The following is a 13,855-nucleotide window of genomic DNA, read 5'->3' on the forward strand; positions in this document are numbered from 1 at the left end:
ACAGGCTGTACACAAAAGGCCGCATGACAACCCTCGGGTTTTCATGCGGCCTTTTTGTTTTGTGCTTGCGGTCAGATCGGCTGATCCACGACACTGTCTGACCTGCGTGAAGCAATTATTTCGTTGTGGAGGCTGCCGTCATGGCCCACGAACTCTATACCCGTACCAACCAGAAGATTTATTTCGCCGGCCTGTCGCTGGAAGCGCTCGCCAGAGCCGAAGAGGGGCGGGCGATGAATTCCCTGGCGCTGATTCAGGCAGGGCGCGAGTCGGCGTTGTTTCACCTGTACGGAGCGTTGTTGGGGCTGTGCCATGAAATTGCCGGCTTCTATCGCTTGCCTCAGGCCAGCGCACCTCGGGCAGAAATGTTGCTGACTCGCGAAGTGCTGGAATCCATCGCCATTCCCGAAATGGCTGAGATGGTTGAGCTGGCTCAGAATCCGGAAACCTGGCTGGCCAAGCTACTGGCAGCTCACGCGGCGATGTTCCAACCACCGCGCGCTCCGCACAAGCCTAAGGGTGACGTGACCCAACCGCTCATCCTGGCCGTTAACCTGGATGAAGAAGAGGCACCTGAGGCGTTGAGTCGTGAGGAATTGGAGAGTTGGCGCCAGAACCTGAAAGGGTTGGCGATCCGGTTTCGCGAAGGCTTGAACGAGTGCTGATCGACTGAGAGCCGGCGGCGCGATTAAAAGCGCTGCTGGTCAAGTTACCGAGCGAATCCTGACCGATGCCTATATAATCCCCGCCTTTCGTGGAGAACAGACCTTTATGCCAACGTCCTTTCTAGAAATTGTCGAGTTACCAGACGGCCGAATCGAGCTGCGCAGGGCTGAGGACGAGGGTTCTCTGGTTACTTTGGATTTCTCCGAGGATGCCAAAGCATTCCTGCAGGGCCAGCACGTGGAAGTCGCCAAGGCGATGTTGAGCGTCGGTGTTCAGATGGCAGGACGTCTGGTTGAAGGCGAATTCAATACGGATGAGAGTTCGCGGGTCCTCCATTGATCCCATTCGTCGCTTTTTGCTGATACGGCTACGAACCGGCTTCTCTATCCTTTGAGAAGCCCTGCGCCATTCATTGCGCGCATTGTTTACACGTTAACCCAAGCGAATATTCAGGCTCTGCGCATCCCCGGTTCGGGCTGCGCTGATCAACTGTTGCCGTGAATTAGTGTTCAACGGGTTTAGCCAGCTGACAACGGTGTGGCTGCGGCCCAGGCGCAAGGCTTCGCAGGTCAACTGCTGGGCGCTCTGGGTGCCGCGAGGTTGCAGCAGCAGGATGCGTTCGCGGTTAAGGCCGGCGTCCCGCAGCCACGCCTGGGTCAGGCTGGCGGGTGGGGCGATCAGTGTCAGCCACCGCGCGTCCTGATCCTGGCTCAATTCCCGGAGGATCGGCGCCAAAAGGTTCAGGCAGTTCCCGGCCGCACCACGCAGTGAAAGCTCGCTGAAAACTTCGGGTTCGGCGCTCCAGGGCGATTCGACCACGTCTTTCAGGATTGGCGCTAACGGTTGCACCATGAATGCCTCGAACAACGGCAGTTGGGCTTGCTGTGATGTGTGTGGGAACTGCATAAAGCCTCCTTTAGCGGCGAATGACGCCGACACTCAAGCCTTCGATCACCAGTTCCTGATCTTTCAGGTTGACTTCGATTGGGGCAAATTCAGGGTTTTCGGCAATCAACCAGACCTTGCTGCCATCGCGCTTGAAGCGCTTGACGGTCACTTCGTCACCGATCCGCGCCACGACGATCTGGCCATTGCGAGCTTCCCGGGTGGTGTGGACGGCCAACAGGTCGCCATCGAAAATGCCGACGTCCTTCATGCTCATGCCATGAACGCGCAACAGATAATCAGCGCGCGGATGGAAGAAGGCAGGGTTGATGTTGCAGGACTCTTCGATGTGCTGCTGGGCCAGAATCGGCGCACCGGCAGCCACTCGGCCAATGATCGGCAGGGTGGAGTCGTCGGCCTTGGCTTCGAAGCCCGGAATGCGAATGCCGCGGGAAGCGCCCGGGGTCATCTCGATCGCACCCTTGCGGGCCAGCGCCTTGAGGTGCTCTTCCGCCGCGTTGGGCGACTTGAAACCCAGTTCCTGAGCGATTTCCGCACGGGTCGGCGGGTAGCCGTTGTCTTCGAGGCAGCGTTTGATGAAGGCCAGAATCTCTGCTTGGCGTGGCGTCAGCTTTAGCATATTGATCGCTCTGTCTTTTTATACAGTGACTGGGATTATATACAGTGAAACGGTCTTGGCAATGCCCCTTTTTTTGCTGGCCGCTGGACGGTCAGTCCACCGGCTGATTGAAGCCTCGCCTTTGTATGGTTAAATAGCTGACCGACCATTCCCAAAACGAACCGGCAGGCTTGACAACGCACAGGCTGAAACGTATGTTTCAAACAAGTGTTTGTCAGGCGGAGTAGCCATGGCCCAGTCGGAAACCGTTGAACGCATTCTTGATGCTGCCGAGCAGTTGTTCGCGGAAAAAGGTTTCGCCGAAACCTCGTTGCGTCTGATCACCAGCAAGGCCGGTGTCAATCTGGCGGCGGTCAACTATCATTTCGGTTCGAAAAAAGCGCTGATCCAGGCGGTCTTCTCGCGCTTTCTCGGGCCGTTTTGCCTGAGTCTTGATAAAGAGCTGGAACGGCGTCAGTCCAAGCCTGAAAACAAGCCGACACTCGAAGAGCTGCTCGAGATTCTCGTTGAGCAAGCCCTCGTCGTGCAGCCGCGTAGCGGCAACGATCTGTCTATCTTCATGCGTTTGCTGGGGCTGGCTTTCAGTCAGAGCCAGGGCCACCTGCGTCGTTATCTGGAAGACATGTACGGCAAGGTGTTCCGCCGCTACATGATGCTGGTTAACGAAGCCGCGCCGCGCATTCCGCCGATCGAACTGTTCTGGCGCGTGCACTTCATGCTGGGTGCCGCGGCGTTCAGCATGTCGGGTATCAAGGCGTTGCGGGCGATTGCCGAGACCGATTTCGGCGTCAACACCTCCATTGAGCAGGTGATGCGCCTGATGGTGCCGTTTCTGGCTGCAGGCATGCGCGCCGAAAGCGGCGTCACCGACGCGGCCATGGCCACCGCGCAATTGCGTCCGCGCAGCAAATCGGCCCCGGCCGCCGCCAAGGTTTAACGCCGCACGGGTGGGCGCGGCGGCTGACATCCGCTAAGCTAGCCGCCCATGCCGACTCTCGTTCTGAACCCGCTCCCCAATGATATCGCCGACCTGCCGGGCATCGCCCAAGGCGGCGTATTCGCGCGAGCCGGGTTTTTCGTTCTCAAGGAATCTCTATGACTGCTGGCCTGCAAGGCTCGTTGATGGTGGACGTCGCCGGTACCTGGCTGACGGCCGAAGATCGCCAATTGTTGCGTCAGCCCGAAGTGGGCGGCCTGATCATTTTCGCCCGCAACATCGAAAGCCCGCGCCAGGTGCGCGAGCTCAGCGCTGCGATCCGCGCCATTCGTCCCGACCTGCTGCTGGCGGTAGATCAGGAAGGCGGTCGTGTTCAGCGTCTGCGCCAGGGCTTCGTGCGACTGCCGGCCATGCGCGCCATCGCCGACAACCCCAACGCCGAGTACCTGGCCGAACAATGCGGCTGGATCATGGCCACCGAAGTGCTGGCCGTCGGCCTCGACCTGAGCTTCGCCCCGGTGCTGGACCTGGATTACCAGCGCAGCGCCGTCGTCGGCACCCGCTCGTTCGAGGGTGATCCAGAACGCGCAGCCTTGCTCGCGGGTGCATTCATCCGCGGCATGAACAGCGCCGGCATGGCTGCCACCGGCAAGCATTTCCCCGGTCACGGCTGGGCCGAGGCAGATTCCCACGTTGCGATCCCGAACGACGAACGCAGCCTCGACGAAATCCGCGCCAACGACCTGGTGCCTTTCGCCAAGTTGAGCAAACAACTGGCCGCCATCATGCCGGCCCACGTTATTTATCCACAAGTCGATTCCCAGCCCGCAGGCTTCTCACGCCGCTGGTTGCAGGACATCCTGCGTGGCGAGCTGCAATTCGATGGCGTGATCTTCAGCGACGACCTGTCCATGGCCGGCGCCCACGTGGTTGGCGATGCCGCCAGCCGTATCGAAGCTGCGCTGACCGCCGGTTGCGACATGGGCCTGGTGTGCAACGACCGCGCTGCTGCGGAGCTGGCGTTGAGCGCCGCTCAGCGTTTGAAGGTCACACCGTCCGAGCGCATTGCGCGGATGCGTGGCCAGTCGTACGCCAACACTGAATACCGTCAGAACCCGCGCTGGCTGACCGCCATCGGCGCGCTCAAAGAAGCTCAACTGATTGAATAAGGACTTTTCGTTATGACGGTTTACGCGATTATCGGTGGCACCGGCCTGACTCAACTCGAAGGCCTGAACATTCGTCAGTCACTGGCGGTGGATACGCCCTATGGCGCGCCTTCGGCTGACGTGCAGATCGGTGAATACGCCGGCAAGGAAGTGCTGTTCCTCGCGCGTCACGGTCACCCGCACCGTTTTCCGCCGCATCAGGTGAACTACCGCGCCAACCTCTGGGCGCTGAAACAGGCCGGCGCCGAAGCGATCCTTGCGGTCAACGCCGTGGGCGGAATCCATGCCGCCATGGGCACCGGACATTTCTGCGTGCCGCATCAACTGATCGACTACACCAGCGGTCGCGAACACACCTATTTCGCCGATAACCTGGAGCACGTCACCCACATCGACTTCAGCTATCCCTACAGCGAGCCACTGCGTCAGCAATTAATTGCGGCGCTGGCAGCTGAAGGCGTCGATTACAGCAGCCAAGGCGTGTACGCCTGCACCCAGGGCCCGCGTCTGGAAACCGTCGCTGAAATCGCGAAGCTGGAGCGTGACGGTTGCGACATCGTCGGTATGACCGGCATGCCGGAAGCGGCGTTGGCCCGTGAGCTGGAACTGGAGTATGCGTGTCTGGCACTGGTGGTGAACCCGGCTGCGGGCAAGTCCGCGGCGGTGATCACCATGGCCGAGATCGAGCAGGCGTTGCATGACGGGATAGGCAAGGTTAAGTCGACGTTGGCGCGGGTACTCAAGGGCTGAGCCAGGCGCTGTACCGAGTTGACCCCATCGCGGGCAAGCCACGCTCCCACAGGTACAGTGATCACCCTGTAGGAGCGAGGCTCGCCCGCGAAGACGGTCTACCAGGGGCAGAAGATCTCAGCGCTTCTCCAACTTATCCGGCAACGGCGCAAACAACGCTTCAATATCATCACTCTGCAACTTCCAGTCCCCGGTCTTGCGCCCATCCAGCACGCCGGCCGCCAGGTCGGATTTTTCCTTCTGCAGGTGCTGAATTTTCTCTTCCACCGTGCCGCGGGCAATCATCTTGTAGACGAACACCGGTTTCTCCTGGCCGATGCGATATGCCCGGTCAGTGGCCTGGTTTTCCGTGGCCGGGTTCCACCACGGATCGTAGTGGATCACCGTATCCGCCTCGGTCAGGTTCAAGCCGACACCGCCGGCCTTCAAGCTGATCAGAAAGATCTGACGCTTGCCGCTCTGGAAGTCCTTCACCGGTGCCCGTCGGTCGCGGGTCTGTCCCGTCAGCAACGCATATTCAACGCCGCGTTTCTTCAGTTCGACCTCGATCAGCGCCAGCATTGAGGTGAACTGCGAAAACAGCAGAATCCGCCGACCTTCCTCGAACAACTCATCCAGCATTTCCATCAGGCTGTCGAGCTTGCCCGAAGTACTGCCGCGAGTCGGCAGCACGGCATCGTTGACCAGGCGCAGGTCGCAGCACACCTGGCGCAGCTTCAGCAGCGCTTCAAGAATGATGATCTGGCTGCGCGCCACGCCTTTGCGAGTGATCTCGTCGCGGACTTTCTTGTCCATCGCCAGGCGCATGGTTTCATACACATCGCGTTGGGCTTCGTTGAGTTCGACCCAATGGATGATTTCGGTCTTGGGTGGCAATTCCGTTGCGACCTGTTCCTTGGTCCTGCGCAGCAGGAACGGTTTGATCCGACCGTTAAGGTGCTGAAGTCTGACTTCGCTGGCGCGCTTTTCGATCGGCACGCGGTAATCGCGGTTGAAACTTTTAACGTCGCCGAGCCAGCCGGGCAGCAGGAAATGAAACAGCGACCACAGTTCGCCCAAGTGGTTTTCCAGCGGCGTGCCACTCAGGCACAGACGCTGACGCGCATTCAGCTCGCGCGCCGCCTGGGCCGCCTTGCTGTTGGGGTTCTTGATGTATTGCGCTTCGTCCAGCACCAGCACATGCAGAGGCTGCGCCGCCAGACGTTCGACGTCTTTGGGCAGTAGCGCATAGGTGGTGAGGATCAGGTCGTAATCGGCCAGGTGATCAAAGTGCTTTTTGCGACTGGCGCCATACAGCGCCAGCACTTTGAGCTGCGGCGTAAAGTGCGCGGCCTCGTCGAGCCAGTTCGGGATCAGGCTGGTGGGCATCACCACCATGCACGGCCGGTCGAGGCGCCCGGCGATTTTCTCGCTGAGAATATGCGCCAGCGTCTGTAGGGTTTTACCCAGGCCCATGTCGTCCGCGAGAATTCCGCCGACTTCCAGTTGCCGCAACGACTGCATCCAGCTCAAGCCTTCCAGCTGATACGGGCGCAAGGTTGCGTTCAAGCCTTCGGGGGCCGTCGCGGTGTAATCCTTGATGTCCCGCAGGCGCTGGGCAAACGTGCGGATCTGTTCTCCGCCTTCCCACAGCAGCGGCATGCCTTCCAGTGGATTCAGGCGTATGGCGTCGGCTTTACTCAGGCGCAGTGTGGTTTCGCCAGGCTCTTGCAGGTAGAACTCGCCCAGGGTCGCCAGCACCGGTTTCAATCGGCCGAAGGGCAGGGCGACCTGCAAGGGGCCGTACTCGGAATTCGGGCGGTTGGGGATGTTCACCAGAATCAGTTCGTCGTCGCGCCGGCGGGCGAGGCGTTCCGGATTGAGGATTTCGGTGTGGGAGCGCATCAGGTTCAACAGGATCGGCAGCAAACTCAGGCGCTCGCCGTTGACGATGATCCCCAGTTCCAGATCAAACCAATCGCGCTCCGGCGCCTGCTCGACGGTGGCGTACCAATCGTCCACGGCGGTCAGGTCGAAACCGAAATCCTCATCGATCTGCAGTTCCCAGCCTTGGGTGCGCAACTTCGGCAATTCGTTGAGGGTGAAGGTCAGCCAGGCGCTGTCGTTGACCATTTCATAGAGTTCGCCGGCACTTTCCGGCAAGGCTTTGCTTTGGCGGGTGGCAACTTTGAAACCGAGGATTCGCAGCTGTTCCCTGTAGGCCTGTTCGACTTCCGGGTGACGTTTTATCCGCAGCGTCTGGGTTTCCTGCCGAATCAGCACGTCGGCGTTCTTCTGCCCGGATACGTATTCATCGAGGTAACTGAAAGACAGCGCCGCACGGTGCTGGATGTAGCGCTGCATCTTGCCGTTACGCGGTTCGAAGGCGCTGAATTCGATGCTCGCCAGCCACAGGCGCGGCACCGGTTGCACGTTATCCACAAGCACTTGGGGTGGCGCCTTCGGACTGCGATTTTCCAGCACGGCTTGAAGTTTTTCCAGCAGTTCGGCGTCTTGGGCGGCGGCGGGGTAGGCGAGGGTTTCCTGCACCTTCAGCAGCACCGCCGCGCAATGTTTGCAGTTGGCGTGAACCGGGCAGGTGCACGTGGCGTCGACCATCAGCAAGGTCGCTTTGGCTGACTCACGCAGGCGAATGGTCTGACGGTAAACGTTGCCGCCAGAGCCTTCGCAAGCGGCAATGATTGTAGAGTCGCCGGCCTCGACGATCCTGACGCGGTTCTCCAGCGCGTAGCGACGGCCACGCTCCAGGCTCTGTTCCTTGAATCGGCTGACCCAGGAAGGTGCCAGGGGTTTGCTCAGGGTCGCTGACATAAGGACTCAATCAGTCCGGAATTTCATCGGGGACTGGCCGAGGTGCCGGGGCGGTCAGCGAGGTGATCTTGATCAACATGCCCAAATGGCCGTTGTCGAGGAAGTTCAGCTGACCGTTTTTGGTGTGGCTTTCCTGCTTCATGCGTTCGCTGGCGGTGACCATGCCGTTGGCGTCGATCTGGTTGACCCAGAAGTCGGCGTCGACGTCGGTGAAGCGCCCCAGTTTCAAACTCAACGTGCCCTCGATCGGGAACTGGCCAAATTGTTCGGTGCCTTCGCTGATCGCAACTTTGGTGGCTTCTTCACCGAGGGTCTGCTGCCAGGCTTTGTGCAGCAACACCGTGTATTCGTTGCTGGCCGTCAGTTTTTCCACTTCGCCATTGAGGCTCGGCGTGCGCAGGCTGTCGGGGCTGATCGGCTGGGCACCGGCAGCCCAGTCTTCCGGGGCCGCTCTGCTGACAATGGCGGGCACGGCGTTCTGGCGGACCAGAATCATTTCAATCTGATACAGGTCATCGGCAAACGCCGTTGGGGCGACCAGGGTGGTCAGCAAAGTCAGTAAACGAAACAGGCGCATGCGGCGTCCTTCAAGCAGTTTTTGGAATGAGGCACTCAAGCAGCGCCTCTACAGTATTAAAGCGCTCTTCCGGGCGCTCCATCGGGACCATGAATTTAAACATCGTGGCACCTTCGAATTTGTAGCGTTTGGGCTGGCCCTGGATCAGTTTGATCAGGGTCAGCGGGTCGACCGGCGTCTGCGCCGCGAACTCGATCCGGCCGCCTTGCGGGCCACCGTCGACTTTCTTGATGCCCAGCAGTTCGGCTTGCAGCTTCAACGCCGTGATGCGCATCAGGTTCTTGGTCGGCTCCGGCAGCAGGCCGAAACGGTCGATCATCTCCACTTGCAGGTCCTTGAGGCCTTCCTCATCGGTGGCCGAGGCAATGCGTTTGTAGAGAATCAGTCGGGCGTGAACGTCCGGCAAGTAGTCTTCGGGAATCAGCGCCGGGACGCGCAGATTGACTTCCGGACCACCGCCCAGCGGCTGATCGAGGTTCGGTTGTTCGCCCTTGCGGATCGACTTCACCGCGCGTTCGAGCATCTCCATATACAGAGTGAAGCCGACGGCCTGGATCTGCCCGCTCTGCCCGTCGCCCAGCAATTCGCCGGCACCACGGATTTCCAGGTCGTTGGTCGCGAGCACGAAGCCCGCGCCGAGGTCCTGGGTGTTGGCGATCGCTTCCAGACGCTTTTCCGCATCCGGAGTGATTTGCTGGCGCGGCGGCGTCAGCAGGTACGCGTACGCCTGGTGGTGACTGCGACCGACGCGGCCGCGCAACTGATGCAACTGCGCCAGGCCGAATTTGTCGGCACGCTCGATGATGATGGTGTTGGCGCTCGGCACGTCGATGCCGGTCTCGATGATGGTCGAGGCGATCAGCACGTTGAAGCGCTTGTGGTAGAAGTCGCTCATCACCTGTTCGAGATCGCGTTCACGCATCTGCCCGTGGCCGATGCCGATCCGCGCTTCCGGCACCAGTTCGGCGAGGTCGGCGGCGCATTTCTCGATGGTCTTCACATCGTTGTGCAGGTAGTAGACCTGGCCGCCACGGAGCAACTCACGCAGCAGGGCCTCTTTGACCGTGCTCTTGTTCTGCTCCATGACGAAGGTCCGCACCGACAGGCGGCGGGCCGGCGGCGTGGCGATGATCGACAGGTCGCGCATGCCCGACACCGCCATGTTCAGCGTGCGCGGAATCGGCGTGGCGGTCAGGGTGAGGATGTCGACTTCACTGCGCAGGGCCTTGAGCTGTTCCTTCTGACGGACACCAAATCGGTGCTCTTCGTCGATGATCACCAACCCGAGGTTTTTGATCTTCACGTCGTCCTGCAGAAGCTTGTGCGTGCCGATGACGATGTCGATCTTGCCTTCGGCGAGATCGGCGACTGCGGCGTTTACTTCCTTGGTCGACTTGAAGCGGCTCATCACTTCCACGCTCACCGGCCAGTCGGCGAAGCGGTCGCGGAAGCTGTTGTAATGCTGCTGGGCGAGCAGGGTGGTCGGCACCAGAATCGCCACCTGACGACCGCCGTGCACCGCGATGAACGCCGCGCGCATGGCCACTTCGGTCTTGCCGAAACCGACATCGCCACAGACCAGGCGGTCCATCGGCTTCGGTGCGAGCATGTCGGCGCGCACGGCATCGATGGTGGTTTGCTGGTCCGGGGTTTCTTCGAACGGGAACCCGGCGCTGAACGTCGCGTAATCGGCTTTCGGGTCTTCGAAGGCATAACCTTCGCGAGCGGCGCGACGGGCATAGATGTCGAGCAATTCGGCGGCGACGTCGCGCACCTGTTCGGCGGCTTTGCGTTTGGCTTTCTGCCAGGTTTCCGAGCCGAGACGGTGCAACGGGGCCAAGGCATCGTCGCTGCCGGTGTAACGGGCGATCAGGTGCAGGTTGGCCACCGGCACGTAAAGTTTGGCGCCTTCGGCGTATTGCAGCGTGAGGAACTCGGCAGCTTGATCGTCGATTTCCAGGGTCGCGAGCCCGAGGTAGCGACCGACGCCGTGATCGATGTGCACCACCGGCGCACCTTCACGCAGCTCGGTAAGGTTCTTGATGACCGCATCGTTGTTGGCGTCGGCGCGTTTTTCGCGGCGACGACGCTGCATCACGCGCTGACCGAACAACGGGCTTTCGGCCACCAGGGCCAGGGCCGGGTCATCGAGTACCAGACCTTCGTCGAGCGGTGCGATGGTGATCGCCAGGCGCTCCTTGCTCGCGACGAAGTCCGGCCAGCTGTCTACGGTTTTCGGTCGCAGCTTCAGGCGTTCGAGCAATTCCAGCAGCACTTCACGACGGCCAGCGGACTCGGCGGTAAACAGTACGCGCCCGGGAAACTCGTCGAGGAAACCGGCCAGCGCCGCCAATGGCTGGGTGGCCTTGGCTTCGATGGCCAGGTTCGGCAGTTCGCGCGCCGGGAAGCGCTCGCGGCCGACGCCGGTTTCCACGTCCTGTTGACTGGCCACCACACGCGGCCAGTTCTTCAGGCGGGCAAAGCAGTCTTCCACCGGCAGGAACAGCTCGGCCGGTGGCAATAAAGGACGGGCTGGATCGACGCGGCGTTCTTCATAGCGATTGCGCACGTCGTTCCAGAAGTTTTCCGCGGCCTGCTCGATGCCCGGCAGGGAAAACACTTGCGTGTCCTGGGGCAGGTAATCGAACAGCGTCGAGGTTTCGTCGAAGAACAGCGGCAGGTAGTACTCGATACCGGCCGGCGTAATCCCGCTGCTCAGATCCTGGAAGATCGGGCAGCGGCGGAAGTCGACGTCGAAACGCTCGCGGAAGCGCGCCTTGAAGCGGGTGACCGCGTCTTTCTGCAGCGGGAACTCCCGCGCGGGCAGCAGGCGAACGGTGTCGACTTTATCGATGGAGCGCTGGTTTTCTGGATCGAAGGTACGAAGCGTCTCGATCTCGTCGTCGAACAAGTCGATACGGAAGGGCAGTTTGCTGCCCATCGGGAACAGGTCGATCAGCGAGCCGCGGACGGTGAATTCGCCGTGTTCGTACACCGTGTCGACGTAGCGATAGCCGCTGGCTTCGAGTCGGGTGCGCATCTGCTCGACATCGAGCTTCTGGCCGACGTCCAGCACCAGGCTGCTGCCGAGCAGGAATTTGGTCGGCGCCAGGCGATGCAGCGCGGTGGTGATCGGCACGACCAGCACGCCATGACTCAGCTCGGGCAGTCTATATAAGGCCGCAATGCGCTGGGAAATGATGTCCTGGTGAGGCGAAAACAGATCGTAGGGCAGGGTTTCCCAGTCCGGGAAATGCAGTACGGGCAAATCCGGGGCGAAGAAACTCAGCTCCTGTTCCAGCCGTTCGGCACTTTGGCTGTCGGCGGTCAGCAGCAGGGTAAAGCGCTTGGCAGCGCTGGCAGCCTCGGCGATGGCCAGGCTCAGGGCGGCACCGGGCAGGTTGCCCCAGTGCTGTTTACCTGCCGCGGCAGGGAGAAGCGGTAGACGCAGAACGGGCACGGAAGGTTGAGCTCCAAGCGTTGCGACAAAGTCGGTAATTGTAGCGGCCCCGGGTGCCGCCTGTCAGTTGCAGATATGTCTATTACGCCGGTTTGGCGAAATGTAGTGGTAAAGACAAAATCCGCCGGTTTTTTACTGAAAATTGATGATTATGTAGTGGCAAAACGATCGAGTGTTACGGAGGGTTACGGATAAGACAGCGGTGTCTCCAAAAAATTGACTGCGCTGAAAGCCGCGGTTTTGCTGGGCTGCGGCAGTGCGTGATTTTTTTGAACAAGAAATTGTTACGGATCGCACGACAGGCGCGCATTGCTACGGGAGGCACTCGGCGGCATAATGTAGCCCCTTTTTTCTGCCCCTACATGTGGAAGGTTCCCGTGACTCAGAAGCCCGACCAGTGTCTTGGTGAATGGATCGACCGTGAAGCACTCGCAGAAGCGATGATTCCGCTTATCGGTCAGCTCTACCGCAATAACAACGTGGTGAGCTCGATCTATGGCCGCAGCCTGATCAATCGTTCAGTCATTGCGATTCTCAAAGCTCACCGCTTTGCTCGTCATCGTCAGTCCGATGACAGCGAATTGTCCGTCCACGAAACATTCCCGCTGCTCAAGGCGATGAGCGAGCTCAAGCTCGGCGCCGCTTCGGTTGACCTGGGCAAGCTTGCCGTCAAGTTCAAAGCCGAAGGCAATGGCCGCACTGCCGAGCAGTTCGTCCGCGAAGAACTGGCTGACGTCGTTGGTCAGCAAAACGTTTCCGCTCGCAAAGGCACCGACGTTGTCCTTTACGGCTTCGGTCGTATCGGCCGTCTGCTGGCGCGCATCCTGATCGAGAAAACCGGTGGTGGCGACGGCCTGCGTCTGCGCGCCATCGTTGTCCGCAAGGGCGCCGAGAACGATCTGGTCAAGCGTGCAAGCCTGCTGCGTCGTGACTCGGTTCATGGTCCGTTCGATGGCACCATCACCATTGATGAAGCCAACAACACCATCACCGCCAACGGCAACCTGATCCAGGTTATCTACGCGAAGAACCCGACTGAAGTGGATTACACCCAGTACGGCATCAAAGACGCGCTGCTGGTGGACAACACCGGTGTATGGCGTGACGCCGACGGCCTGGGCCAGCATTTGGCTTGCCCTGGCATCGATCGCGTTGTTCTGACCGCGCCGGGCAAAGGCAAGCTGAAGAACATCGTTCACGGCATCAACCACGGTGAAATCACCGCTGATGACAAGATCGTTTCGGCCGCTTCCTGCACCACCAACGCCATCGTGCCGGTGTTGAAGGCTGTCAACGACAAGTTTGGCATCATCAACGGTCACGTTGAAACGGTTCACTCGTACACCAACGACCAGAACCTGATCGACAACTTCCACAAGGGCGATCGCCGTGGCCGTAGCGCCGCGTTGAACATGGTTATCACCGAGACCGGTGCCGCCACCGCTGCTGCCAAGGCTCTGCCTGAGCTGGCCGGCAAGCTGACCGGTAACGCGATCCGCGTTCCGACGCCAAACGTGTCGATGGCCATTCTCAACCTGAACCTTGAGAAAGCCGCCACCCGTGAAGAGATGAACGATTACCTGCGCTACATGGCGTTGCACTCCGATCTGCATAAGCAAATCGATTACGTCAATTCGCAGGAAGTGGTTTCCACCGACTTCGTTGGCTCGCGCCACGCAGGCGTTGTGGACGCTGAAGCGACCATCAGCCAAGACAACCGCGTTGTTCTGTACGTTTGGTACGACAACGAGTTCGGTTACAGCTGCCAGGTGGTTCGCGTGATGGAAGACATGGCCGGTGTAAACCCGCCAGCATTCCCGCGCTAAGCCTTAGCTGCACATGAAGACGCCCCGACTTAGGTCGGGGCGTTTTTGTTTGTGGCGGTTGTCAGTTGGAGATGTGTTGTTTGTGCTGGCCTCTTCGCGGGCAAGCCTCGCTCCTACAGGTTATGCGTCAACTC

11 protein-coding genes are annotated in these 13,855 nt (G+C 60.2%); 6 read left to right on the forward strand and 5 right to left on the reverse strand.

The window, feature by feature from the left end; genetic code table 11:
- The first annotated feature begins 140 nt into the window (after positions 1-140).
- Complete coding sequence (locus tag ACA049_RS10055; RefSeq protein WP_497335048.1) at positions 141-665, forward strand: DUF6586 family protein; 525 nt, start codon at positions 141-143, stop codon at positions 663-665.
- Between the two features lie 106 nt (positions 666-771).
- Positions 772-1,005 (forward strand): hypothetical protein, encoded by a 234-nt coding sequence (locus tag ACA049_RS10060; protein WP_010456352.1) that lies wholly within the window; start codon positions 772-774, stop codon positions 1,003-1,005.
- Positions 1,006-1,098: 93 nt separating this feature from the next.
- On the opposite strand, the gene sulA is transcribed toward ACA049_RS10060, so the two are convergent.
- Together sulA and lexA are read right to left on the reverse strand one after the other, a co-directional pair.
- On the reverse strand, positions 1,099-1,572 hold the full coding sequence (gene sulA, locus ACA049_RS10065) for an SOS-induced cell division inhibitor SulA (protein ID WP_497335050.1): 474 nt from the start codon (positions 1,570-1,572) through the stop codon (positions 1,099-1,101).
- Between the two features lie 10 nt (positions 1,573-1,582).
- Entirely contained in the window at positions 1,583-2,191 is a 609-nt protein-coding gene (gene lexA / locus ACA049_RS10070) for a transcriptional repressor LexA (RefSeq protein WP_046026989.1), read from the reverse strand.
- A gap of 229 nt (positions 2,192-2,420) precedes the next feature.
- Between lexA and ACA049_RS10075 the strand changes: the two genes are divergently transcribed.
- The 3 genes from ACA049_RS10075 (at position 2,421) to ACA049_RS10085 (ending at position 5,047) form a co-directional block, all read left to right on the forward strand.
- A complete protein-coding gene (locus tag ACA049_RS10075; RefSeq protein WP_497335052.1) occupies positions 2,421-3,128 on the forward strand; it encodes a TetR/AcrR family transcriptional regulator in 708 nt (235 codons plus the stop codon).
- Positions 3,129-3,298: 170 nt separating this feature from the next.
- Positions 3,299-4,297, forward strand: a complete 999-nt coding sequence (gene nagZ, locus ACA049_RS10080) for a beta-N-acetylhexosaminidase (RefSeq protein WP_497336805.1) — start codon at positions 3,299-3,301, stop codon at positions 4,295-4,297.
- Between the two features lie 12 nt (positions 4,298-4,309).
- A complete protein-coding gene (locus ACA049_RS10085; RefSeq protein WP_497335054.1) occupies positions 4,310-5,047 on the forward strand; it encodes an S-methyl-5'-thioinosine phosphorylase in 738 nt (245 codons plus the stop codon).
- A gap of 117 nt (positions 5,048-5,164) precedes the next feature.
- Here ACA049_RS10085 and ACA049_RS10090 read toward each other — a convergent pair whose 3' ends face one another.
- The 3 genes from ACA049_RS10090 to mfd are packed head-to-tail and all read right to left on the reverse strand — an operon-like array spanning position 5,165 to position 11,895.
- Positions 5,165-7,858, reverse strand: a complete 2,694-nt coding sequence (locus ACA049_RS10090; protein ID WP_497335056.1) for an SNF2-related protein — start codon at positions 7,856-7,858, stop codon at positions 5,165-5,167.
- A gap of 10 nt (positions 7,859-7,868) precedes the next feature.
- The gene (locus tag ACA049_RS10095) at positions 7,869-8,435 is read right to left on the reverse strand and encodes a CsiV family protein (RefSeq protein WP_497335058.1); all 567 of its coding nucleotides are present in this window, start codon (positions 8,433-8,435) and stop codon (positions 7,869-7,871) included.
- A gap of 10 nt (positions 8,436-8,445) precedes the next feature.
- Entirely contained in the window at positions 8,446-11,895 is a 3,450-nt protein-coding gene (mfd, locus tag ACA049_RS10100; RefSeq protein ID WP_497335060.1) for a transcription-repair coupling factor, read from the reverse strand.
- A gap of 362 nt (positions 11,896-12,257) precedes the next feature.
- Here mfd and ACA049_RS10105 point away from each other — a divergent pair, with 362 nt between their 5' ends.
- Entirely contained in the window at positions 12,258-13,721 is a 1,464-nt protein-coding gene (locus ACA049_RS10105) for a glyceraldehyde-3-phosphate dehydrogenase (protein WP_497335062.1), read from the forward strand.
- The last annotated feature ends 134 nt before the right edge of the window (positions 13,722-13,855 follow it).

It is taken from the genome of Pseudomonas sp. LBUM1662, assembly GCF_059695915.1.

Excerpts from the sequence above, each read along its gene's own strand:
- ACA049_RS10075 (WP_497335052.1), top strand. The coding sequence starts at position 2,421 with ATGGCCCAGTCGGAAACCGTTGAACGCATTCTTGATGCTGCCGAGCAG.
- lexA (WP_046026989.1), bottom strand. The coding sequence starts at position 2,191 with ATGCTAAAGCTGACGCCACGCCAAGCAGAGATTCTGGCCTTCATCAAA.
- ACA049_RS10095 (WP_497335058.1), bottom strand. The coding sequence starts at position 8,435 with ATGCGCCTGTTTCGTTTACTGACTTTGCTGACCACCCTGGTCGCCCCA.
- ACA049_RS10090 (WP_497335056.1), bottom strand. The coding sequence starts at position 7,858 with ATGTCAGCGACCCTGAGCAAACCCCTGGCACCTTCCTGGGTCAGCCGA.
- ACA049_RS10055 (WP_497335048.1), top strand. The coding sequence starts at position 141 with ATGGCCCACGAACTCTATACCCGTACCAACCAGAAGATTTATTTCGCC.
- ACA049_RS10060 (WP_010456352.1), top strand. The coding sequence starts at position 772 with ATGCCAACGTCCTTTCTAGAAATTGTCGAGTTACCAGACGGCCGAATC.
- sulA (WP_497335050.1), bottom strand. The coding sequence starts at position 1,572 with ATGCAGTTCCCACACACATCACAGCAAGCCCAACTGCCGTTGTTCGAG.
- ACA049_RS10085 (WP_497335054.1), top strand. The coding sequence starts at position 4,310 with ATGACGGTTTACGCGATTATCGGTGGCACCGGCCTGACTCAACTCGAA.
- ACA049_RS10105 (WP_497335062.1), top strand. The coding sequence starts at position 12,258 with ATGTGGAAGGTTCCCGTGACTCAGAAGCCCGACCAGTGTCTTGGTGAA.